Genomic DNA, 20,912 nt, shown 5'->3' with positions numbered 1-20,912 from the left:
GATGCCGACCGAAGCAACTGCAAGACAGCGTATCGACAAGTGGCTGTTCTTTGCACGCGTGGTCAAATCAAGATCGCTGGCGGCGAAACTCGCCGTCGGCGGCAAAGTTCGTGTTAATCGCGACAAGATCGAGCAGGCTTCGCATCCGGTGAAAATTGGCGACGTCCTGACCATCACGCTTGATCGACACATTGTGATCTACAAGGTGTTGGACGGCGGAGAGCGGCGCGGTCCCGCGCCCGAAGCCCAGCTTCTCTATGAAGATTTGACGCCACAACCTACCCCGGAAACCAAAACCACCGAAGCGTTGCAGCCTCGGCGTGAAAGCGGTGCGGGCCGTCCAACCAAGAAAGAACGTCGCGAAACAGACCGGTTACGCGGTAGCTGATGCGGACGCGATGCCGCAGTTCGGTTCAGAAGCGCGACAGAAATTGCGTTTCAGAGCTTTAAATTAAAAGCTCTTTTCGTGATTGGTGGCATAAATGGAACGTCGTTTCAGATGTTCGTGACATATTGATATTGCGGCGTTTGGGCCCTTGTCATAGGCGGATAAAGTCGTTACCTCACCGTTGGCTATTGCAAGGGCATGAGCTGGACTCGCAAGCCACAAGCCGTGACACCATATGTTGTGACACATATGTCGGGATCGGGGCGAAGCCATTCAGATGTTCGGTCTGGATGTTCAAACAGCCAGTTCAGGATAGATAAGCCATCTCTTCATCATGAAGGGAGGCAACAGGAGTTGGACAATGACTTATGTCGTGACCGATAATTGCATTCGTTGCAAATATACGGACTGCGTCGAGGTTTGTCCGGTCGACTGTTTCTATGAAGGCGAGAACATGCTCGTCATCAATCCGGATGAGTGCATTGATTGCGGCGTCTGTGAGCCTGAATGCCCGGCGGAAGCCATCAGCCCGGATACCGAGCCGGGTCTCGACAAGTGGCTTGTGCTGAACGCAGAATATGCGGCGAAGTGGCCAAACCTGACCGCCAAGAAGGACGAGCTTCCGGAAGCCAAGGAAATGGATGGCGTAACGGGTAAGCTTGAGCAGTTCTTCTCGGCAGAACCGGGGTCGGGTGATTAACACCCGTCATGCAGGCGATTCTGTCTGCATGATTAAGTGATTACAGCCTATTTTATGGGCGTTGAAAGTTGCCAGAACCAGCGTGTTTGGCAATTTGTTGATTCTTGCGCAAAATTGTGTTAAGTTGCACAGATAATTTCGGTGGCTGGACGTCAACTCGTGGCGCAAACGCGTTAATCTCTGAAAGGGCTATATTTTTTTACTGGGCTGTATTGGCACCGGGACGGATTATTGCGATTTCAGCACTCGGTCCCCACCCAACCTTCCCGGTATATAAATTTGTGCCTGAGAAGCGCTTTCAGTTCAAAACCGCAACGACTTCCGTATCTCTCCCAAGAGGTGCGGTCGAAATCATGTGTAAACCGGTGAGTTGCGCCGGGCACAACAGGGAGTATTGAAGCGTATGTCATCCCAGCAGAAGAAGACTCCGGCTCGTCAGGGTTTCAAGATCGGTGAATCGATTGTATATCCAGCTCACGGCGTTGGCCAGATCGTAGCGATCGAAGACCAGGAAGTAGCCGGCCATAAGCTTGAGCTTTTTGTTATCGACTTTGAAAAAGACAAGATGCGCCTGAAGGTACCAGTCGCCAAGGCTGTTACCATCGGTATGCGCAAGCTGTCGGAAACCGATTATGTCGAACGTGCATTGAAGGTCGTACAGGGCCGCGCACGCGTGAAGCGCACCATGTGGTCGCGCCGCGCGCAGGAATATGATGCAAAGATCAATTCCGGCGACTTGATCATGATCTCTGAAGTTGTTCGCGATCTGCATCGTGCTGAAAACCAGCCTGAGCAGTCGTATTCCGAGCGCCAGCTTTATGAAGCAGCGCTTGATCGTATGGCGCGTGAAATTGCAGCAGTGAACAAGCTTTCCGATACAGAAGCTGTTCGTCTTATCGAGGCAAATCTCGCTAAGAGCCCGAAGCGCACCAAGGCTGAAGCCGAAGCTGAAGCTGAAAGCGATGTTGACGGCGATGAAGTCGAAGCCGCGTAATAAACGCTCGCATTGTTCTCTAAAAAGCCCGGCTCAGCCGGGCTTTTTATTTATCTGGTTTAGCAATCACAAAGTTGTGCTTTTCTAAAACGTCAAATTTTCAGGCCGTGTCTTCTCGCGAACAGTTCTGGCTTAAGCAAAATCGTCAGAACTGCTCTATTTTTTTGTCTGGATGCATTATCCCACGCAAAACAGCTGCGCAGTTTTGGCTTAGATTCTCTATTTTCCTGCAATCTCAAAGATTTATAGTGCACAAATGGAACCGTAAGGTTCTTGCCGCGTTGTTAAGCAGCACCAGTTCGTAAACGGGTTTGTTTTGCGGCGTATCAGTCTGGCCTCAGAGCAGGTCTGTAAAAGGCATTTTGAACGAATACGAGACGTTCATTCAATTGTTCTTCGCAGAGCTGGAATATCTTTTGTCTTGCGCTTCCAATTTTTTGAAAGCCTCGCAGTCAGAACAGGAGAACCAGATGAAGACGTCATCCACGAGCAGTTCCTCCCCAGTTCCAGCAATTCGTTTGCCAATGGTGGCGCGCAACATGCCGCCAGCTGCTTCCTCTTCTCCTCAGGCGATGATCCGTAATGCGATGGCCGCGCCTTATCTTGAGCGCGAAGAAGAACGTGCACTCGCCATTCGCTGGAAAGAAAACAAGGATCAGGAAGCCCTTCATCGTATCACCGCGTCACATATGCGACTGGTGATTTCAATGGCCGGACGTTTCCGCAAGTTCAAGCTGCCGATGAGTGATCTTATTCAGGAAGGCTATGTGGGGCTGCTTGAAGCGGCCGCACGTTTTGACCCTGAACGGGATGTGCGCTTTTCAACCTATGCTTCATGGTGGATCCGCGCTTCGATGCAGGATTACATCCTGCGCAACTGGTCTATTGTCCGAGGCGGTACAAGCTCCGCTCAAAAGTCGCTGTTCTTTAATCTTCGTCGCTTGCGCTCAAAGCTCGCGCAGGAAGATGAGACGATGAGCAAAGCAGAAATCTATAGCCAGATATCCACTCAGCTTGGTGTTTCTGCAAGTGATGTCGAGTTTATGGACAGCAGGCTTTCAGGCTCTGACAGCTCGCTTTCGGCTTCGGTCAACGGCGATGAATCCGGTGCTTCGAGCCGTATGGATTTTCTCGTTGATGATCATCCATTGCAGGATGAGGTGGTGGAAAGCACCATCGATATGGAACGGCGGGTGAGCTGGCTTCATACCGCTCTTCATGCGCTGAACGAGCGTGAATTGCACATCATTCGTGAGCGCCGACTTGACGATGATGGGGTGACGCTTGAAGCGCTGGGCGAAAAGCTCGGTATTTCAAAAGAGCGGGTCAGGCAAATTGAGAGCCGGGCTATGGAAAAGCTCAAGCTTGCCCTGCTGGACCAGCATGAAATGGCCGCCTATCAGGCTTAAGACTAGTCTTTGCTGCCTTCAAGCCGCGGCGACCAGTCTTCAACTTTGCGATTTTCGAGACGGCGGACGGCGTAACGCTTCCAGCCGTCTGCAAGGTGTGGAATCTGAGCCATCTCAGCAAGCTGATCATAGTTGAGCATATCGACGTAGAGCAGATGCCATACCCGATGCAGCGTCCATTCAGGCGAAAGCCGTTCGATGAGCTGCATCGTCTCGTTTTCAGCGACGACACCTTCTTCCAGAACACGATAATACCAGCCGGTGCGTCCGGTCTTTTGCACACGCATAGCCATATCCGACACATCGAAACGTGCATTCAGCTTCCAGCAGGGCTGTCGACCCTGCGACACCTCCACCAGCGCTGTGCCAATACGGAAGCGGTCGCCGACTGCGACATTGTGCTCGGTCAGCCCGGTGGTTGAAATATTCTCACCAAAGGCGCCAGTTGCAGCAAGGCGTGGATTGTCGCCTACGTCCTGACGCCAATCCGCATAATGGTCGTGCGGATAATGATGGACGGCCTTTTCAGGGCCGCCGTGTACTTTCCTGTCGCCTTGCTCATCGCATTCGAGACCGTCACGAAGAAGTCTTACAGGACCGGAAACCGGCTTCTTATCAATGCCGCTCGGTGCCTGTCGTTCTCCCAATGGAGCGATCTTTCCGGCAAGCAGTGAATTGATACGGATTTCCATTTGCACTTCCGGGGCAATCCTTATTCGCTAATCAATTTTACCCGATCACCGACCGACACTGTCGCGCCGGCAGACATCGCATTGAGCAGGCGGAACAATTCAAGCTTGCGCGTCGTACCTTGCATGCGGGCGGAAAGGCTTGCCATTGTGTCGCCCGGCTTCACAGTAACGACCCGAATGCGCAATGGCTTGATTGCGTCTCGTTCAGCAGGAGATAGCAGACGGAACGACTGGGTGACGGTCTGCGACGCGGGCAGCAAGGTATTGCTGTTCTTAGGCGCTGCGGTGAGGAAGCGATAAACCTTGTTGTTTGCGCCGATAACTACAATGTCGAACTGCCAGCGGTCCGCACTTGCCCGCGCTGTGGCAGCGGGGAGGCCATTGATGGTGATCGGACGGATTGAGCTTTCATCAAGACCTGTTACCCAGCCCGACTTGATATAATCGGTGAGGCTTGAGCCAGAAGGCAGTGAAGCACCGTCAAAGCGGATCGCGACTTCACCCGGACCGCTTGCCATAACGGCATTGGCCGAATTATCGATCGTGAAGCCTTCCGGGGCGGTAAAGGTTACGCCGAGTTTCGGATGAATGAAGGTCTGCTCGCGGACATAGCCTTCATTGGGTGAATCGCCATAAAGCAGGCCATCAATGCCGTTGAGGAAGGAATCTCGGTCTGTGGTGCCGACACCTGGTGCGCCAATGCGGCGTGCATGTCCGAGCGCAAGCTGAATGCGCTGTGGGGTGGCAGGGTGGCTTGCGAGGAAGTCGAGGCTTGCATCTGTTGCGCCGGAGACCGACCGGAAATCTGTATAGGCTTCCATCGATTGCAGGAAACGCGCAGAGGCGAACGGGTCGTAACCCGCTTCACCAATCATCTTGATGCCAATAGCGTCAGCCTGCAGTTCCTGATTGCGAGAGAACTGTGCAAGACGCAGCTTGCCGCGAATGGTTGCTTCACGGCTTGCGCTCTCGTTATGCAGAACTTCCGTGGCTACACGTCCGGCAATCGCTGTCTCGGCTTCCTTCTCCTGGCGCAGAATACCGTGATTGGCGACGACGTGGCCCATTTCGTGGGCAATGACGGCTGCAACTTCCGAGGAATCGTTGGCAAGCGCCAGCAAACCGCGCGTTACATAGAGAAAACCGCCGGGCAATGCGAAAGCATTGATATTGGGACTATCGAGAATAGTGATGCGATAGGTCTGATCGGGCTTGTCGGAAACAGTCGTAAGATTACCCACGATCTTGGCAACCATACGCTCGAGTTTCTGATCCTTGTACTCGCCGCCATAGGTGGCAAGGATACGCGGATGTTGCTGCGCGCCGATCTGCGCCAGACGGTCGTTACGTGTGACGTTTTCCACCGTTACCGGATTCGAGGATGGCTGAAGGCCAAGATCCTTACTCGAATTGATCGACTGACAGCCTGAAATCAAGGCGACAGCAAGCAAGCCAAGACCGATGGCTGGTTTCCGCCAATTGCGCTGCATCCGTTCTGGCAGAGAGACTGGAAGACACAGGGACACCCGGAGACGGGTCTGTTGACGGATCAGTATTTTACCCTCGCAATTGAATCAGCGTCGATATCGTGGCGCAAATCTAGCTACAGACTGAATAGCCTACAAGCAGGAGATCAGCGTTCTAAGCCGTTCTTCAAGCCGATTGCGAACAAAATATGTCCGCCACCGTAACATTAGGAGCGCGTCCAGAGCATTTCAGACAGAAGTTGAATCACCAGAAGGGCTCTATCTGAGTTTTGGCGCTTGTTCACCGATATAGTATTTCAATGCTTCTGGTCCAGATGGTGACAGCAACTCATGTGCAGGCCCCTGAGCAGAAATCCGACCACTGTCGAGAAATAGCAACAATGCGTCGAGATAGAGAGCATCTTCGGGGGTATGAGTGACCATCAGTACGGTCATGGCGTTTTCCTGCTGCAACTCGCGGACCAGATCGAGCATCTGATGGCGTAGCGCCGGCCCCAATGAGGCAAAAGCCTCGTCAAGCAAAAGGACGGGCCGCTCGCGCACAAGCGAACGTGCGATCGCCACACGCTGACGTTCACCGCCGGAAAGCGCCTCGGGTTTCCGCTGTTCCTTGCCTTGAAGGCCGACGCGGCCAAGAGCATCGGCAATGACTTTGCGGTCCGTTGGATCGAGTTTCAGATTGGGTGAGCGGCCAAGCCCGACATTCTGCTCAACTGTTAAATGGGCGAAAAGGTTATTTTCCTGAAATACCATCGAGACAGGCCGGGATGCCGGAGGCAGGCTGGTGACATCGGTCGTCCCGATTAAAATTCTCCCAGCCTGTGGCATCTCGAACCCGGCAATGAGATTGAGAAACGTGGATTTGCCTGAACCGCTTGGGCCGACAATCGCTGCGATAATTCCGCCGGGCACCGTAACATCGAAGTGCATGGTGGTTTCACCATAGCTGAAATGCACATCCTCAAAGCGGATATCTGCCATGTTGGCCTTAGGCGGCTGGGCATTCATAGACGGGAAGTTTCCTTTCGGGCCGCAGCGCGGTCTGCAATCATCATCAGACCAAGACACAACAGACCGAGGATAAGCGCAAGGCCTGCCGCATCGAATGTGCGATAGCTGCCCATGCGTTGAAACAGAAGATAAGGCAGAGTGAGCAATGCGTCGCTGCCGAAGAGAGCGATTGTGCCAAGATCGCCAAGAGATAGCGCCATTGCAAACGCAAAGGCCATTCCGAAAGGCCGGCGGATTGACGGCCAGTCGATAAGTCTCAGCCGGTCAAAGCCAGTTATGCCAAGCTGGGCACAGAGCCTGTTATGGCGTGCCGCTGAAGTATCCCACGCTGGCCGCAGTAACCTGACTGCAAACGGTATGGCCATTGCAGCATTGACTGTTATCACCATGAATGGAGCCATCACGAATGGGTCGGTGAAATGGCGCAGCAGAATAAACCATCCAGCACCAAGAACGATGGGTGGCATCACCAGGATAAGACTGGCACCCGTATCGAATAGGTTGGCGAGCCTTATGCTTCGTGTCGCCTCGCGCGCGATAACAAGTGACAGCGAGAGAATGACGGAAAGCAGAGCAGCAGAAAAGCCAAGTGCTAAGCTTGTGCCGATTGCGCGCCATACGGTTCGCTCGCTTAACAATCGCATCAGATCGGCAGCGAGACCTGAAATGACGACGCCTGAAACCGGGAGTGCCACATAAAGAAAACCGATGGCAATCACTGTAATATTGAAAACGCGTTCTTGAGTGGATGGTTTGCCATAGCGTCGAGCTGCACTTGCAAGTGTGAAGCCTTCTTCTGACGGACGTCCTGTCAGGCGCAGCGCCAGCAAGATCATCAGTGTGAGTGCGAGCTGTGCTGAGGTGAGGGCTACGGCGCGGGCCGGATCAAAATCGAAATGCAGGCTTTGGTAGATTGCGACTTCAAGCGTGGTTGCGCGCGGCCCACCACCAAGTGTCAGCACGGTGGTAAAGCTTGTGACGCAGAGCATGAAAATGAGACCGATCATGCCCGGCAGGTTACGACGAATGACAGGCCACTCGATGAGGCGAAAGCGGGGTACGCTGCGCATGCCAAGCTGGGCGGAAAGCTTCCAGTAATCGGCGGGGATCGATTCATAAGCGGCCAGAATGAGCCTGACCGCCAGTGGCATATTGAAAAACACGTGAGCAATAAGAATGCCGGTGATACCGTAAATATCCGGTGAAACCGGGTAGCCTGCCGATTGCGAAAGCTGCGCAATAAAACCGTTTCGACCATAAATACTGGTAATGCCGAGCACAGTTACGAGTGCTGGCAGAGCCAATGGCAGAGCAAAGAGACGCAGAATGAGACTGCGTCCCGGAAAACTCGTTTCCGAGTAAAGTGCACGAGCCACCGGAACCGCGAACAGGACTGATAAAAGGCTCGATGCTGCTGCTTGAAGGACGGTGAAACGGGCAACACGGAGCAAATAGCTGTCGAAATAGACGTCAGTGTTGAAGCCACGGGCTTCCATCGCCAGCGCCAGCAAAGAGCCGCTGACCAGAACCGCCAGAAATGCCAGCGCCAATATACCCGCGAGAGATCTCATCGCAGGGGTATTTTGGGCAGGCATTTGTCTTGGACGGCTGACGGTCAGCGGCTTTATCATTTACTGGATGCTTTAAGCCATTCATCGACCCATGCCTTGCGGTTCTTCGCAACTTCATCGGCAGGGATCAGAAGTGTCTTTTCGGGCTTTGCCAGTTTGTCGAAGGCTTCTGGCAGGGGAGTGGAAGTCTTGCCGGCCGGGAACATCCAATTGGTCTCCGGAATTACGTCCTGAAAGCCGGGGCCAGTCATGAAAGCCAGAAACTTCTGTGCCAACGGGTTTTTGGCACCAGTGGTTGTCTGTGCCGCCAGCTCGATCTGCAGGTAGTTGCCTTCCGGATAGGCCAGCGCCTTGTAACGCTCGGTGTTTTCCGCGACCATGTGATAGGCAGGCGATGTCGTATAGGAGAGCACCATTGGTGCTTCGCCTTTGGTGAAGAGACCATAGGCTTCCGACCAGCCCGGCGTCACCGTCAGGATGCGCTTTTGCAGCTTTTCCCAAGCCTCATCCGCCTGATCGCCATAGACCGATTTGATCCACAGCAGAATGCCAAGGCCAGGTGTGGATGTCCGAGGGTCCTGAATAACGATTTTCTGGGATGGATCACCTTCGACCAGTTCTTTCAGGCTTTGTGGCGGATTGGGCAGCTTTTCGGAATCGTAGACAATGGCAAAGTAGCCGTAGTCATAAGGCACAAAAATATCGTCCTTGAAGTCACCCGGTACTTTAACATTGGACAGATCGATGCCGCTTGGTGCGAAATAACCAGTGGCGCGCGCTTCTGTGGTCAGGTTTGTGTCGAGACCGAGCACGATGTCGGCTTTTGTATTGCCGCCTTCAAGCTTCAGGCGATTGAGAAGGGCGACGCCATCAGCCGATGCGATCCATTCCAGTTCGCAATCGCATTCCTTCTCGAAGTTTTCCTTCACCTTGGGACCGGGACCCCATTCGGAAACGAAACTGTCATAGGTGTAAATGGTGAGTTTGTCTTTTGCCTGGGCAGCGGGCGCAAATGCGAAAGCCGCAGAGAGCGATAAAGTCAGCAGAGATAAAAGCCGCATAACGGCAGGTCCTTTCTTTATTTAAAGGATTGAGCGCCGTTATCGATAAATCGGGCAGCATCTAATCCCTCCGCCGGTATAAGCCGGATCAGGTTCAGCGGGTTAGCCGGAGTACGGCTTCTCAGCCATTCAATGGTTGAATGGCACCCCGTTAGAGCGAGATCGACAATAATGCGTTGCAAACAGAAGGGCAAGGGATGCTTCTGCATCAACATGCAGGCTTTCGAGGACAAATGCCACGTGTTATGAGCGACTTATGAGCACATTTGTCATTCTTCTCGGCGGCGATCTCGTTGTCACTGAACGTCTGAAACGGCAAATAGCCGGTGCGCGGGTTCTTGCCGCGGACGGTGGTATTCGCCATGCCGAAGCCCTTGGCGTTGAGCCTGAGCTCTGGCTGGGGGATTTTGATTCGACCACTGACGCGCTGAAAGCGAAATATGCGCATGTGCCACAAAGAACATTTCCCGCTGCCAAGGATATGACAGATGGTGAGCTGGCACTTGAGGAAGCTTTTGAGCGTGGCGCGAAAAAAGCCATTCTCTGCGGTGCTTTTGGTGGCTCGCGTACCGATCACACCTTGCTGCATCTGACGATGGCGACAGCGCAGGTGGCAAAAGGCCGAGACATTCTTCTGTCGAGCGGTATCGAGGAAGCATGGCCATTGGTTGCGGGAGACTATGTTTATGATTTTCCGGACGGCACCTCATTCAGTGTTGTAAATTTCTGCACAGTTGAAGGGCTTTCAATCACAAATGCAGAGTGGCCGTTAGACAATGTGACTTTGCCGTTCGGTTCATCGTGGACCGTATCCAATATTGTTCGTGGAACTCTTTGCGTTTCCGCGCGTTCAGGTCTTGCGATACTTGTAGCGAACTTGAGTGAGGAGGCTCATCTTCAGGGCTGCTGCTAACCTTAAAAATTGAAACCGCTTGACGCTGACAGGTGAAACGTATTGTAAATGGGTCAAGCGGGTATGATCTGCTTTACGCCGAAGTTGGGGACGCAAAGTCGGTGTTGGTGTAACTCTAGTAGGAGATTGTTTCATGAAGTCACGTCTTTCCATGATTGCAATCGTCGGTGCGCTTGCGTTCTCAACAGCAGCATGCACGACGGGTGAACAACGTACTGCCGGTTATGGTGTCGGTGGTGCAGCTCTTGGTGCGCTCGCAGGTGGCGCTATCGGTGGTAACGGTCGCGGTGCTTTGACCGGCGCTGCCATTGGTGCTGTTGGCGGTACGCTTCTCGGTGCTGCGACAACCCGTAACAATGTTCAGTATTGTCGTTACCGCGATAATTACGGTCGCGTTTACGAAGCGCCTTGTAACTAATACGGTTCAGACCGTTTAGTGGTATCGAAGTTTAAAAACAGGCCGGGGAAATCCGGCCTGTTTGTTTTTTGACGGTTCCATTTGACAGAACGGCTTTTGTCCCCGACAAGCAGGGCGGAATTTTCAACCGCTTTTTTTCAAAGAGAACCATGGCTCCTCCGCTTCTTCGCCTCGACCAGATAAAGCTCACCTTTGGCGGGACACCGCTTCTGGAGGACGCTGGCCTTTCTGTGAGTGAAGGCGACCGCATTGCGCTGGTCGGCCGAAACGGCTCAGGCAAGTCGACTTTGCTGAAAATCGCGGCAAATATGGTCGAGCCGACCTCAGGTGAAGTATTCAAGCATCCGGGTGCGACTGTTCGCTATCTGCCGCAGGTGCCGGATCTCGATGGTTTTGCCAATGTGCGCGCCTATGTTGAGGCTGGTCTGGGGCCGGCAGACGACCCGCATCGTGTAACTTATCTGCTTGAGCATCTCGGGCTGACGGGCGAAGAAAAGCCCGAGCATCTGTCCGGTGGTGAAGCGCGCCGTGCAGCGCTTGCACGTGTGATTGCGCCGCAGCCAGATGTCCTGTTGCTTGATGAGCCGACAAACCATCTTGATCTCAATACCATTGAATGGCTGGAAGATGAGCTGCGCCAGATACGTTCGGCCATCGTATTGATTTCGCATGACCGTCGCTTTCTTGAAAATGTCAGCCGTTCGACGGTGTGGCTTGATCGCGGCATCACCCGCCGCATCGACCAGGGTTTTGCGCATTTTGAGGAATGGCGCGACAAGGTTCTGGAAGAAGAAGAACGTGACCTGCACAAGCTTGGTCGCCAGATCGCGCGTGAAGAGCATTGGCTGCGTTATGGCGTGACTGCCCGCCGCAAGCGCAATGTACGGCGTCTTGGCGAGTTGCATTCGATGCGTGCCGACTTCCGCAATCATCGCAAAGCACAAGGCAATGCAGTGCTGACAGCAAGCGATTCCAAGGAATCTGGCAAGCTCGTCATCGAAGCTAAGAAGCTTAACAAGGCTTATGACGAGCGCATTCTCGTCAAGGATTTCTCGACCCGCATTCAGCGCGGCGATCGGATCGGCCTTGTGGGGCCGAATGGTGCCGGCAAGACGACGCTGCTGTCGTTGCTTACGGGTAAGCTTCAGCCCGATTCAGGCACTTTGCGCCTCGGCGTCAATCTTGAAATGGCAGAGCTGGATCAGAAGCGCGAGAGCCTCAATCTGGACGATACTCTGACGCATTATCTGACCGATGGACGTGGCGAAAGCCTCATCGTCAATGGTGAGCAGCGCCATGTCGTTTCCTATATGAAAGACTTTCTTTTCCAGCCAGAGCAGATACGCACGCCGATCCGCGAGCTGTCAGGCGGTGAAAGAGCGCGTCTTATGCTGGCGCGCGTTCTGGCGAGACCAGCCAATCTGCTGATCCTTGACGAACCGACCAACGATCTCGACATGGAAACACTCGATCTTTTGCAGGAACTGGTTTCGGGCTTCCCCGGTACTGTCATTCTGGTCAGCCATGATCGTGATTTTCTTGATCGCACCGTGACCTCTGTGATTGCGCCTGAAGGTGACGGCAACTGGCTCGAATATGCTGGCGGCTATGCCGATATGATGGCGCAGCGCAAAGAGCAGGCATTGGCGCGCCGCAATGTGAAGACTGCTGCCACGCGCGCTGGTGACAAGGCAGACGACAAAGGTGACGAGGCGGTGCAACCCAAGCGCGAAGAAAAGCGCAAGCTGTCCTACAAGCAGAAATTTGCACTCGAAACCCTGCCGGGCAAAATGGATGCGCTGACAAAGGAAATCACCGTTCTGGAAGGGAAGCTGGCTGATCCGCAGCTTTATGCCAAAGATCCAGCGCTGTTTGCCAAGACGGCCGCTATTCTTGAAAAGAAGCGCACAGAGCATTCTTCCATGGAAGAAGAATGGCTGGAATTGGAGATGCTGAGGGAAGAGATCGAGGGATAATTTATTATCCCTCGAAGATCGTGCATTTCCAGTTTGAGACGAATCGCTGGAAATGCTCGATCTGTTTGTTTTTACGCACATCTTGTTCCGAAAACCGGGACCCACTTTGCGGGATGTGCTCTCTGGGTTTCAGGCGCTCGCCTTATTGAGCAGAGCGATGGCTTCGGCATCCAGTTTGATCTGCGTTGCATCGATCAATTCACCCAGTTGAGCAGAACGCGTTGCACTGGCAATGGGTGCTGTGATTGCCGGATGAGCGATCAGCCAGGCAATTGCAATCTGCGCGGGCGTGGCATCATTTGCGCGGGCAACCTGATCGAGCGCCGCAATGATGCGCGACCCACGATCAGTCAGATATTTTTCGACGGACGAACCGCGCGCACTTTGCCCAAGATCATCTTTTGAACGGTATTTACCTGTCAGGAAGCCGGCTGCGAGCGAGTAATAGGGAATCACACCCAGCTCATTGTCACGGCAGATCGCTTCAAGTCCGCTTTCAAAACCCGAACGATCATAGAGATTGTAAAGCGGCTGCAGCGTTTCATAGCGCGGCAGGTTGTGCTGGCTGGATGTATCAAGCGCTTCGATAAGACGTTGTGGTGTGAGGTTTGATGCGCCGATAGCGCGAACTTTGCCAGCGGCCATGAGCTCTTTATAGGTTCCCAGTACATCCTCGAACGGTGTTTCCGGGTCATCCCAGTGAGACTGGTAAAGGTCAATATAGTCGGTTTGCAGCCGCTTGAGGGAGGCATCGACGGCTTTGCGAATATAGCTGGGAGAAAGACCTTTTTCGTCTGGCCCCATTTCGGAGCCGACCTTGGTGGCGATGACCACTTTATGGCGCAGGCCGCGGGATTTCAGCCAGTTGCCGATAATGGTTTCGGATTCACCGCCAGTATTTCCTGTCGCCCATGCGGAATAGACATCCGCCGTGTCGATGAAATTAAGCCCTGCATCGACAAAACGGTCGAGAAGTGAAAATGAAGTCGCTTCGTCGACCGTCCATCCAAATACGTTGCCGCCAAAACAAAGCGGCGAAACTTCGAGTTCAGTACGTCCGAGCTTTCTAAACTCCATGGACCCTATCCTCTTCCTGTGCATACGACCCCTTGCGGACCCGCAGGGTTACGAATTCAGGAAGAAGAAACGGGTGTCGAGCCTGGCTCAAGCCCGGAATCAGCCCATGCCAAGTGCGTCCATATAGAGCTGGAGCATGGCTTCTTCTTCCTGACGCTCATGGTCTTCTTTTTTACGCAGACGAATAATGGTCCTTACGACCTTGCTGTCAAACCCCGAACCCTTCAATTCCGCGTAAACTTCCTTGATATCATCGCCGATAGTCTTTTTTTCTTCTTCAAGACGCTCGATGCGCTCGATGAAAGCACGCAACTGGCCAACAGCAATTGTCTGGGCTTCGCTGGTAATGTCGTCGCTCACGGGTTTCTCCAATTCAAAGTCGATTATGAATGCAAGCAATAGCGGTTTGTTTCGACGCGCGTATCGTCACCGGAAAGCCGGTTCCAACTTTTCTGCGACATGCTGTAGAGGAACAGCGCGGTTGTCGAAAGTCTGAAACGTTTTTCCTGCGAGTCGCGGGCAAAATTAAGAGGCTTTGGGGCCATTTATCGTCATTTGGCTGTGGATAGCGGGTAAAGGCGATTAATCAACGGGTCCTGTTCGCGAACCAAAATGGCGAATTTCATGGATTTCCGGCAGCGCGTTGATGGTGTGGAGCATCGGCGCAAGTCGCTCGGCCCACTCGGTAGCACCAGCTTTTTCTGCGATCAGATCCTGTCGTACTTCAATGAGCACATGCGCGTAGCCCCGGCTGGTTGCATGACGATACATGGCATCGTTTTTCAACGCGCCATTATATGGCTCGTTGTCGCCCACGATGAGTTCGGGTTCGTCGCGCAGCATTGAAAGGAACGGGGTAATTGCGCGCGGATCGGAATCCCATAGAAGACCGATGTGCCATGGCCTATCCCGGCCACGCCAGTTTGGCGTGAAGGAGTGGATAGAAACAACAAAAGGCGCTTTGCCACTCACAGATGCGACCTGGGTGCTCACGGATGCGATTGTATCATGATAAGGACGGTAGAACTGATCGAGGCGTTTTTCGCGCTCAACCGGTGTCATCGGATAATTGCCGGAGATGACCGCACCGTCCGACAATTGCATAATCAGCGTCGGATCATCTTCACCACGATTGGGATCGATCAGCAGGCGCGAGAAGCCGCCCATGACGGCTGGTGCGTCAAGCTTTGCAGCGAGCTGACGTGTCAGTTCCCCGACACCGATATCATACGCGATATGCCGTTCAAACTCGCTCTGAGCCAGACCCAGACTGCCATATTCAACCGGCAAGTCACGTCGGGCATGGTCGGCGGTCAGAAACAGGCCAAGACCGAGATTGCCATCGACCTGATGGACGGGGGAAAAGGACGGATCATATGACATGCAAGAGGCTTCTTCGGTGAGATTTTTGTCACAAATCGCAAGTAGTTTCAGCTCTGTCATGAGAAAGTCTGGATTGCAACGATCATTCTCAAAAGAACGATGAAGGAGTTTCCGGGATGAGACGAAGGAGTCAATCTAATCGTTTAAATTGGGCGTTTTTCCGCTTAAATCGCTATGCAGTTTGAATGGAAATGCTGTAACTGATTTGTTCTCTCCGGGATTGCGTTGACATCAAAGGCGAAACTGCCGAAAAGAGAGCGATCGAAAGAGGATTTCCTTGCGTGAGACAAAAGCGATTGCGGGCTGAAGGAGTTCGGCGAATGCGACTTCCACTTTTCTTAGGTTTGTTCTCCAGCGTGCTTATCGGTACTCTGGGGATGACATCTTTGGAAGCGCGTGCTGATTTTCGAGTGTGTAACTCAACCCAGAACCTGGTTGGTGTCGCCATTGGCTATAGAGCCAAGACAGGATGGGTGACTGAGGGCTGGTGGCATATTGACGGTTCGACCTGCAAGACGCTGCTCGAAGGTCCGCTCTCGTCACGCTATTACTATCTCTATGCCGAAGACTCCCAGACCAGTAGTCGATGGGATGGTAAATTGAACATGTGCGTGGCGGAAAAGGAATTCCGTATCACGGGTGTTCAGGATTGCTTTGCGCGGGGTTTCCAGCGCAATGGCTTCCAGGAATACGATACCGGGGAACAATCGAGCTGGATGGTACAGCTTACCGACGAAACGCCGCTAGAAAACTCCACAGTTACAGGAACTAATAATCAATGAAGCGCAACCGCAAGGTCAAGATTCTCGCCACACTCGGCCCGGCGTCCGGCGAAGAATCTGTCATCCGTCAGCTTTTTGAAGCCGGAGCAGACGTCTTCCGTATTAACATGAGCCATGCCGATCATGACACGATGCGCACGCTTGTTCAGCGCATCCGTAATGTAGAAAAAGAACTTGGCCGTCCTATCGGAATTCTGGCTGATCTTCAGGGTCCTAAGCTGCGCGTTGGCAAGTTCAGGAATACCAAGGTTGCGCTCGTCGCAGGTCAGACCTTCACGCTCGATAACAATGAAGAACCAGGCGACGAAACCCGCGTCTATCTTCCGCATCCGGAAATTCTGGAAGCTGTAGAGCCAGGTCATCGTCTGTTGATCGACGACGGCAAGCTGGAACTGATTGCCGAAGCATCTGACGGTAAGTCGATCCGCTGTAAGGTTGTCGCTGGCACAAGCATTTCTGATCGCAAGGGCGTGAGCCTGCCAGATACCACGCTGGGTGTCGGTGCGCTGACGGAAAAAGACTACAAGGATTTTGACGCCGTGCTCAAGGAAGAAATCGACTGGGTTGCCCTGTCGTTCATCCAGCGCCCGGAAGATCTGATCGAAGCGCGCAAGATTTCCGGCGGCAAAGTCGGTTTGATGTCAAAGATCGAAAAACCGCAGGCTGTGACACGTCTCGATGAGATCATTGAGCTCTCTGATGCGATCATGGTCGCTCGTGGTGATCTTGGCGTTGAAATGCCGCTTGAAAGTGTTCCGGGTATTCAAAAGCAGATGATCCGCAAGGCCCGCCGCGCTGGTAAGCCGGTTGTGGTTGCAACACAGATGCTCGAATCAATGATCACAGCACCGGTGCCGACCCGCGCTGAAGTATCAGACGTCGCGACCGCTGTTTTTGAAGGCGCCGATGCTGTCATGCTTTCGGCAGAATCCGCGTCTGGCCAGTATCCGGTCGAAGCTGTTGCAACGATGAATCGTATCGCTGAAAAGGTTGAGCGCGAGCCAACCTATCCAGGCATTCTCGATGCGCAGCGTGCGATCCCTGAACCAACCGGTGCTGACGCGATTTCGCTCGCTGCTCGTCAGATTGCAGAAACGCTGAACCTGTCGGCGATCGTGACCTATACGGCTTCCGGCACAACCGGTCTTCGTGCTGCTCGCGAGCGTCCGCGCACGCCGATCATCGCGCTTTCGCCGGTTGTCGATACTGCACGCCGTCTTTCGGTCGTCTGGGGTCTGCATTGCGTGGTCACAGAGGATGCGCATGATCTGGAAGATATGGTTGATCATGCTTGCCAGATCGCATTCAAGGAAGAGTTTGGCAAAGCCGGAGATCGTCTGATCATTACTGCAGGCGTACCATTCGGAACGCCTGGCGCAACGAACCTGCTGCGCATCGCCTATATTGGCGCTGACGGACAATCAGCGATTTAAACTGGCGACATTCGGTTTCTGGTGGCCTGCAAATGGCGTGGTTTTGCGCTTCCGGTGCTCACGTATTTTAGAGCGCCGATCTGAATTGATCAGATCGGCGCTCTAAAGCCTTTAACTTGAAGCATAATCTTATCGATCCTCGTTTCACTCCGGTCGGATTATGCTCTAAGTACATTCCGCTCCGGGTCTCAAACCTCATCATTTTCGGCTCACCATAATCCCGAATTCCAACCAGTTTGGGTACTCTTCATCAATACAAATAAAAACGCGCTCCTTTCGGGGCGCGTTTTTATTTGTAAATGAAGGCGTCCCTCTCATCCTGTGCTTGGCGAAGGATCAAGAGATGGAGAGCGTCTTGCAAAAGGAATCAGGTACGGGTGTCGCTCAGTTCTTCGGTGAGGTCGAAGAAACTCTTCTGCGCGTCACGCATCATTGGATTGATCTGCAGCGCCTGTTCATAGGCACGCATTGCCTGTTCTTTCAGGCCGCGTGCGCGCAGAATCTCGGCCATGCCGGTGAGCGCACCATAATGGCGCGGTTCAAGCTCCAACGTACGATTGATGTCGTACATGGCGTGGGCATAGTCGTTACGCAGGTAATAGACAGTCGCGCGACGGTTCCATGCCTCAGCATAGTCCGGATCGATTGCGATGGCTTCATTCAGGAAGTCGAGTGCTGAGGTGTAGCGCTTTTCAAGCATGGCGCTACTCGCCCATTGCACGAGAAGATCTACTGTAGCGCTGCCTGATTGCGACCAGATCTGATTGATCTGAACGGTGATGCGGCGCGCTTTTGTCTCGTCGGATGTGCGCTTGAGATCAGCAAAAAGCTTGTCGAGGCGCTCTTCAGGCGTTTGCACTGCAACCGGAGCGGACTTGTCCTGCTGTGGCTTTTGTGCGCTGTCACTGCCTACCTGAACAGGCAGGATAGGAGCTGTGAGCGACGGCTCTGTATCAGAGAGGGCAGGGCTTGCAACAAGCAAGGCCGCACCGAAAGCTGATAGAAGTGATATGTGACCCAGATGTGCAAAAACGTTCCGCATACGCATAATCTTTACCATGCGTAGCGAAACGTCAAATGCAAAATCAAAAATAAGATTAGCCCTGACGAGCCTTGAAGCGCGGAGCAGTCTTATTGATGATGTAAACGCGGCCTTTGCGGCGAACGAGCTGGCAGTCACGATGACGAGCCTTGAGCGCCTTGAGCGAATTCTTGATCTTCATGTCAATCACCGGTCTTGGTTGGCCCATCGACAGGACATGCCGCCGGGCTGCATAAAAACAGGCGCCCAAGGCGCCAATTGGTTACAGGCAGTATTCCTGCCCGAAGGGTTGGCCGAAATACACAATATTCCAGCCAAATGTCAACTCCCGCGCGGCAGATTCACGAAGCTCTGTTCGGAAAATCTTGCCGCAGGGGCCTGTTAACAGGGGAATCTGATGGATTCCTCTGTAATGCTTAGCTTGCGCGGGGCTTTATGCGGGTCACATGACCCATTTTGCGGCCCGGGTGAGCTTCCTTTTTGCCGTAGAGATGCAGCACCGCATTTGATTCTGCGAGAATCGCTGGCACCTGCTCAACATCATCGCCGATCAGATTCTCCATCACGCAGTCTGAATGGCGAACCGTATCACCAAGCGGAAGGCCTGTGACTGCGCGAATGTGCTGCTCAAATTGAGAAATGGCGCAAGCGGCCTCTGTCCAGTGACCGGAATTATGCACGCGTGGCGCAAACTCATTGGCAAGCAGGGTGCCGTCCGCGAGAACGAAGAATTCGAGGCCGAGTACACCGACGTAGTCGAGAGCATGCAAAAGCTTCTCGGCGGCCTTGCTGGCTGCCTCTGCGGTCTTTGATGAGATGGCTGCCGGAACGCTGGAGGTTGCAAGAATGCCGTCCTTGTGGACATTTTCGGCGATATCGAAAATCGCAACATTCCCCCGACGGTCGCGGGCTGCAATGACCGAAACCTCACGTTCAAAGGCAATAAAGCCTTCAAGGATCGCAGGCGCGTGCTTGATCGTTTCAAGTGCAGTGCGGGCTTCGCCTTCGTTGAGCGAGGTCAGGCGAACTTGTCCCTTGCCATCATAACCCAGACGACGAGTTTTCAGGATGCCACGTTCGCCAAGTGCACCAAGAGCTGCGATCAGTGATTCTTGATCATCAACCAGACGCCATGGAGCGGTTTCGATGTCGCTTTCATTGAGGAACTGCTTTTCGGTAAAGCGATCCTGCGAGATTTCAAGCGCTGCAGGTGGTGGCAGGACGAGCGCTGTTTCGGCAAGCTTGTCTGCGGCCCTGACCGGCACATTCTCAAATTCATATGTAATGACGTCAGAAACCGCTGCAAGCTCTGCGAGCGCGGCTGGATCATCATAGGCGGCTACAATCTGGCGATTTGCCACTTGTGCTGCCGGGCAATCCGCCTGTGGCTCCAGAACAACGGTTTCATATCCGAGACGTGCAGCTGCCATGGCAAGCATACGTCCGAGCTGACCGCCGCCTATAATGCCTATTGTCGATCCGGCTTTCAGACCGGTTTCAAGTGCTGAATTTGCCATATCAGACCTCGTCGGACGGGCGTTCTGCAACGCTTTCAGTCTGCGCTGTGCGCCATTCATCCAGACGTGCTGCGAGCGCATCGTCATAAAGTGCGAGAACGGCTGCGGAGAGAAGGGCTGCATTCACTGCGCCAGCACGGCCAATAGCCAGAGTGCCGACGGGAATGCCTGCTGGCATCTGGACGATCGATAAAAGCGAGTCTTGCCCTGAAAGAGCTTTGGATTGTACGGGGACGCCGAAAACCGGTAGAGATGTCATGGCTGCAGCCATGCCTGGAAGGTGGGCTGCACCACCTGCACCAGCTATCACCACCTTGAAACCTTCGGCCTTCGCGCCTTTTGCGAAAGCGACGAGGCGATCTGGCGTGCGATGTGCAGAGACGATACGGGCGTCAAAGGAAATTCCGAGAGCCTCCAGTGTGTCTGCTGCATGGCGCATGGTTTCCCAATCGGACTGGCTACCCATTATGATGGCGACGTCTGCACTCACGCTCATTGATCCTTCCTGCTCCGCTTCCATAGTTTGGTCGTTGGTGTAGTAAAAACAAAGCCGGGCGGACCCCGGCTAAAAACTCTTTGTTATCTGACGGTCAGGCGATGATGTCAGGAATGACATGATCTTCCATGTCCTGAAGCTTGTCTTTGATGGCGAGTTTTTTCTTTTTCATGCGCTGGATACGCAATTGATCACAGCCGACTGTCATCATGGCATTGATGGCTGCATCGAAATCCGCGTGTTCCTGTTTCAGACGTGCGACGGCCAATCTGATTTCGGCCTGTTCCTGATCGGACATGCGGTTTGCCCCGTATTGTTCAGAATAAGATTACGGGCCGTACCAGCGCGGCCCAGCGCGGCACAGACCCGTTTCGAGAGAAGCCCTTATCACATTTTTCGTGATTGGAAAATGCTACCACGACAAATTCGACTTTCGACCTCACTCATGCCAAAGTGTCATGGTTCTGTCATGGGCGGCTGTCAACGAGCTGCGGTTCATGACAGTCGGGACTGCGTAACTGGCCCGAAAAAACAGGAGTATTTTGGGTATTTGCGCAGTGTG

At 53.5% G+C, this 20,912-nt stretch carries 22 protein-coding genes and 1 riboswitch; of the genes, 9 read left to right on the top strand and 13 right to left on the bottom strand.

Features of this window, described 5'->3' with window-relative positions:
- Position 1 precedes the first annotated feature (1 nt).
- The 4 genes from CEV32_RS16620 to CEV32_RS16605 all read left to right on the top strand — a co-directional run bounded on the left by CEV32_RS16620 (position 2) and on the right by CEV32_RS16605 (position 3,491).
- Positions 2-388, top strand: coding sequence for an RNA-binding S4 domain-containing protein (locus CEV32_RS16620; RefSeq protein ID WP_094578229.1), 387 nt, complete (start codon positions 2-4; stop codon positions 386-388).
- Positions 389-749: 361 nt separating this feature from the next.
- Positions 750-1,088: a ferredoxin FdxA gene (gene fdxA / locus CEV32_RS16615; protein ID WP_094578228.1), complete on the top strand. Its 339-nt coding sequence runs from the start codon at positions 750-752 to the stop codon at positions 1,086-1,088.
- A gap of 403 nt (positions 1,089-1,491) precedes the next feature.
- Positions 1,492-2,082, top strand: a complete 591-nt coding sequence (locus tag CEV32_RS16610) for a CarD family transcriptional regulator (protein ID WP_094578227.1) — start codon at positions 1,492-1,494, stop codon at positions 2,080-2,082.
- Positions 2,083-2,552: 470 nt separating this feature from the next.
- Positions 2,553-3,491 carry an RNA polymerase factor sigma-32 gene (locus CEV32_RS16605; RefSeq protein ID WP_094578226.1) on the top strand — a complete coding sequence of 313 codons (939 nt, stop codon included), beginning with the start codon at positions 2,553-2,555 and terminating at the stop codon, positions 3,489-3,491.
- A 2-nt stretch (positions 3,492-3,493) separates the two neighbouring features.
- Here the strand turns inward: CEV32_RS16605 and CEV32_RS16600 are convergent, their stop codons facing one another.
- From CEV32_RS16600 to thiB, 5 genes are all read right to left on the bottom strand, one after another.
- Positions 3,494-4,183: an MOSC domain-containing protein gene (locus CEV32_RS16600; RefSeq protein ID WP_094578225.1), complete on the bottom strand. Its 690-nt coding sequence runs from the start codon at positions 4,181-4,183 to the stop codon at positions 3,494-3,496.
- A 20-nt stretch (positions 4,184-4,203) separates the two neighbouring features.
- A complete protein-coding gene (gene cdlP, locus CEV32_RS16595; RefSeq protein ID WP_094578224.1) occupies positions 4,204-5,673 on the bottom strand; it encodes a cell division protease CdlP in 1,470 nt (489 codons plus the stop codon).
- 255 nt (positions 5,674-5,928) lie between these two features.
- On the bottom strand, positions 5,929-6,678 hold the full coding sequence (gene thiQ, locus CEV32_RS16590; RefSeq protein ID WP_094578223.1) for a thiamine ABC transporter ATP-binding protein: 750 nt from the start codon (positions 6,676-6,678) through the stop codon (positions 5,929-5,931).
- Positions 6,675-8,276, bottom strand: a complete 1,602-nt coding sequence (gene thiP, locus CEV32_RS16585) for a thiamine/thiamine pyrophosphate ABC transporter permease ThiP (protein ID WP_094578321.1) — start codon at positions 8,274-8,276, stop codon at positions 6,675-6,677. Before thiP ends, thiQ begins: the two co-directional genes overlap by 4 nt.
- Before the next feature lie 32 nt (positions 8,277-8,308).
- Positions 8,309-9,313: a thiamine ABC transporter substrate binding subunit gene (gene thiB, locus CEV32_RS16580; protein ID WP_094578222.1), complete on the bottom strand. Its 1,005-nt coding sequence runs from the start codon at positions 9,311-9,313 to the stop codon at positions 8,309-8,311.
- A gap of 48 nt (positions 9,314-9,361) precedes the next feature.
- Positions 9,362-9,474, bottom strand: a riboswitch (TPP riboswitch).
- Positions 9,475-9,569: 95 nt separating this feature from the next.
- Here thiB and CEV32_RS16575 point away from each other — a divergent pair.
- The 3 genes from CEV32_RS16575 (at position 9,570) to CEV32_RS16565 (ending at position 12,620) form a co-directional block, all read left to right on the top strand.
- Positions 9,570-10,226 (top strand): thiamine diphosphokinase, encoded by a 657-nt coding sequence (locus CEV32_RS16575; RefSeq protein ID WP_094578221.1) that lies wholly within the window; start codon positions 9,570-9,572, stop codon positions 10,224-10,226.
- A gap of 133 nt (positions 10,227-10,359) precedes the next feature.
- Complete coding sequence (locus CEV32_RS16570; RefSeq protein ID WP_094578220.1) at positions 10,360-10,644, top strand: glycine zipper domain-containing protein; 285 nt, start codon at positions 10,360-10,362, stop codon at positions 10,642-10,644.
- 149 nt (positions 10,645-10,793) lie between these two features.
- Positions 10,794-12,620: an ABC-F family ATP-binding cassette domain-containing protein gene (locus CEV32_RS16565; RefSeq protein WP_094578320.1), complete on the top strand. Its 1,827-nt coding sequence runs from the start codon at positions 10,794-10,796 to the stop codon at positions 12,618-12,620.
- A gap of 129 nt (positions 12,621-12,749) precedes the next feature.
- On the opposite strand, the gene CEV32_RS16560 is transcribed toward CEV32_RS16565, so the two are convergent.
- From CEV32_RS16560 to CEV32_RS16550, 3 genes are all read right to left on the bottom strand, one after another.
- Complete coding sequence (locus tag CEV32_RS16560) at positions 12,750-13,697, bottom strand: aldo/keto reductase (RefSeq protein ID WP_094578219.1); 948 nt, start codon at positions 13,695-13,697, stop codon at positions 12,750-12,752.
- 99 nt (positions 13,698-13,796) lie between these two features.
- A complete protein-coding gene (locus tag CEV32_RS16555) occupies positions 13,797-14,057 on the bottom strand; it encodes a DUF2312 domain-containing protein (protein ID WP_007876730.1) in 261 nt (86 codons plus the stop codon).
- A 222-nt stretch (positions 14,058-14,279) separates the two neighbouring features.
- Positions 14,280-15,080 (bottom strand): N-formylglutamate amidohydrolase, encoded by an 801-nt coding sequence (locus CEV32_RS16550; RefSeq protein ID WP_094578319.1) that lies wholly within the window; start codon positions 15,078-15,080, stop codon positions 14,280-14,282.
- A 320-nt stretch (positions 15,081-15,400) separates the two neighbouring features.
- Here CEV32_RS16550 and CEV32_RS16545 point away from each other — a divergent pair, with 320 nt between their 5' ends.
- Together CEV32_RS16545 and pyk are read left to right on the top strand one after the other, a co-directional pair.
- A complete protein-coding gene (locus CEV32_RS16545) occupies positions 15,401-15,862 on the top strand; it encodes a DUF1036 domain-containing protein (protein ID WP_094578218.1) in 462 nt (153 codons plus the stop codon).
- Positions 15,859-17,295, top strand: a complete 1,437-nt coding sequence (pyk, locus tag CEV32_RS16540) for a pyruvate kinase (RefSeq protein ID WP_094578217.1) — start codon at positions 15,859-15,861, stop codon at positions 17,293-17,295. The genes CEV32_RS16545 and pyk overlap by 4 nt, the downstream gene beginning before the upstream one ends.
- Before the next feature lie 367 nt (positions 17,296-17,662).
- Here pyk and CEV32_RS16535 read toward each other — a convergent pair whose 3' ends face one another.
- From CEV32_RS16535 to CEV32_RS16515, 5 genes are all read right to left on the bottom strand, one after another.
- Positions 17,663-18,343 carry a tetratricopeptide repeat protein gene (locus CEV32_RS16535; protein WP_374883186.1) on the bottom strand — a complete coding sequence of 227 codons (681 nt, stop codon included), beginning with the start codon at positions 18,341-18,343 and terminating at the stop codon, positions 17,663-17,665.
- Between the two features lie 49 nt (positions 18,344-18,392).
- Positions 18,393-18,518: a type B 50S ribosomal protein L36 gene (ykgO, locus tag CEV32_RS16530; RefSeq protein WP_002967908.1), complete on the bottom strand. Its 126-nt coding sequence runs from the start codon at positions 18,516-18,518 to the stop codon at positions 18,393-18,395.
- Between the two features lie 235 nt (positions 18,519-18,753).
- The gene (locus CEV32_RS16525; RefSeq protein WP_094578215.1) at positions 18,754-19,854 is read right to left on the bottom strand and encodes a 5-(carboxyamino)imidazole ribonucleotide synthase; all 1,101 of its coding nucleotides are present in this window, start codon (positions 19,852-19,854) and stop codon (positions 18,754-18,756) included.
- A gap of 1 nt (position 19,855) precedes the next feature.
- The gene (purE, locus tag CEV32_RS16520; protein WP_208620867.1) at positions 19,856-20,344 is read right to left on the bottom strand and encodes a 5-(carboxyamino)imidazole ribonucleotide mutase; all 489 of its coding nucleotides are present in this window, start codon (positions 20,342-20,344) and stop codon (positions 19,856-19,858) included.
- 100 nt (positions 20,345-20,444) lie between these two features.
- Positions 20,445-20,648 carry a YdcH family protein gene (locus CEV32_RS16515; protein ID WP_094578213.1) on the bottom strand — a complete coding sequence of 68 codons (204 nt, stop codon included), beginning with the start codon at positions 20,646-20,648 and terminating at the stop codon, positions 20,445-20,447.
- Positions 20,649-20,912: the final 264 nt, after the last annotated feature.

Source organism: Brucella rhizosphaerae (genome assembly GCF_002252475.1).
GTDB lineage: Bacteria > Pseudomonadota > Alphaproteobacteria > Rhizobiales > Rhizobiaceae > Brucella > Brucella rhizosphaerae.
Note: the sequence above shows the minus strand (reverse complement) of the source record. Positions and strands in the feature narration are given on the sequence as shown.

Bases quoted from the DNA above. Each gene is read 5' to 3' on its own strand.
- CEV32_RS16620 (WP_094578229.1), top strand. From the start codon at position 2: ATGCCGACCGAAGCAACTGCAAGACAGCGTATCGACAAGTGGCTGTTC.
- fdxA (WP_094578228.1), top strand. From the start codon at position 750: ATGACTTATGTCGTGACCGATAATTGCATTCGTTGCAAATATACGGAC.
- CEV32_RS16610 (WP_094578227.1), top strand. From the start codon at position 1,492: ATGTCATCCCAGCAGAAGAAGACTCCGGCTCGTCAGGGTTTCAAGATC.
- CEV32_RS16605 (WP_094578226.1), top strand. From the start codon at position 2,553: ATGAAGACGTCATCCACGAGCAGTTCCTCCCCAGTTCCAGCAATTCGT.
- CEV32_RS16600 (WP_094578225.1), bottom strand. From the start codon at position 4,183: ATGGAAATCCGTATCAATTCACTGCTTGCCGGAAAGATCGCTCCATTG.
- cdlP (WP_094578224.1), bottom strand. From the start codon at position 5,673: ATGCAGCGCAATTGGCGGAAACCAGCCATCGGTCTTGGCTTGCTTGCT.
- thiQ (WP_094578223.1), bottom strand. From the start codon at position 6,678: ATGAATGCCCAGCCGCCTAAGGCCAACATGGCAGATATCCGCTTTGAG.
- thiP (WP_094578321.1), bottom strand. From the start codon at position 8,276: ATGCCTGCCCAAAATACCCCTGCGATGAGATCTCTCGCGGGTATATTG.
- thiB (WP_094578222.1), bottom strand. From the start codon at position 9,313: ATGCGGCTTTTATCTCTGCTGACTTTATCGCTCTCTGCGGCTTTCGCA.
- CEV32_RS16575 (WP_094578221.1), top strand. From the start codon at position 9,570: ATGAGCACATTTGTCATTCTTCTCGGCGGCGATCTCGTTGTCACTGAA.
- CEV32_RS16570 (WP_094578220.1), top strand. From the start codon at position 10,360: ATGAAGTCACGTCTTTCCATGATTGCAATCGTCGGTGCGCTTGCGTTC.
- CEV32_RS16565 (WP_094578320.1), top strand. From the start codon at position 10,794: ATGGCTCCTCCGCTTCTTCGCCTCGACCAGATAAAGCTCACCTTTGGC.
- CEV32_RS16560 (WP_094578219.1), bottom strand. From the start codon at position 13,697: ATGGAGTTTAGAAAGCTCGGACGTACTGAACTCGAAGTTTCGCCGCTT.
- CEV32_RS16550 (WP_094578319.1), bottom strand. From the start codon at position 15,080: ATGTCATATGATCCGTCCTTTTCCCCCGTCCATCAGGTCGATGGCAAT.
- CEV32_RS16545 (WP_094578218.1), top strand. From the start codon at position 15,401: ATGCGACTTCCACTTTTCTTAGGTTTGTTCTCCAGCGTGCTTATCGGT.
- pyk (WP_094578217.1), top strand. From the start codon at position 15,859: ATGAAGCGCAACCGCAAGGTCAAGATTCTCGCCACACTCGGCCCGGCG.
- CEV32_RS16535 (WP_374883186.1), bottom strand. From the start codon at position 18,343: ATGCGTATGCGGAACGTTTTTGCACATCTGGGTCACATATCACTTCTA.
- ykgO (WP_002967908.1), bottom strand. From the start codon at position 18,518: ATGAAGATCAAGAATTCGCTCAAGGCGCTCAAGGCTCGTCATCGTGAC.
- CEV32_RS16525 (WP_094578215.1), bottom strand. From the start codon at position 19,854: ATGGCAAATTCAGCACTTGAAACCGGTCTGAAAGCCGGATCGACAATA.
- CEV32_RS16515 (WP_094578213.1), bottom strand. From the start codon at position 20,648: ATGTCCGATCAGGAACAGGCCGAAATCAGATTGGCCGTCGCACGTCTG.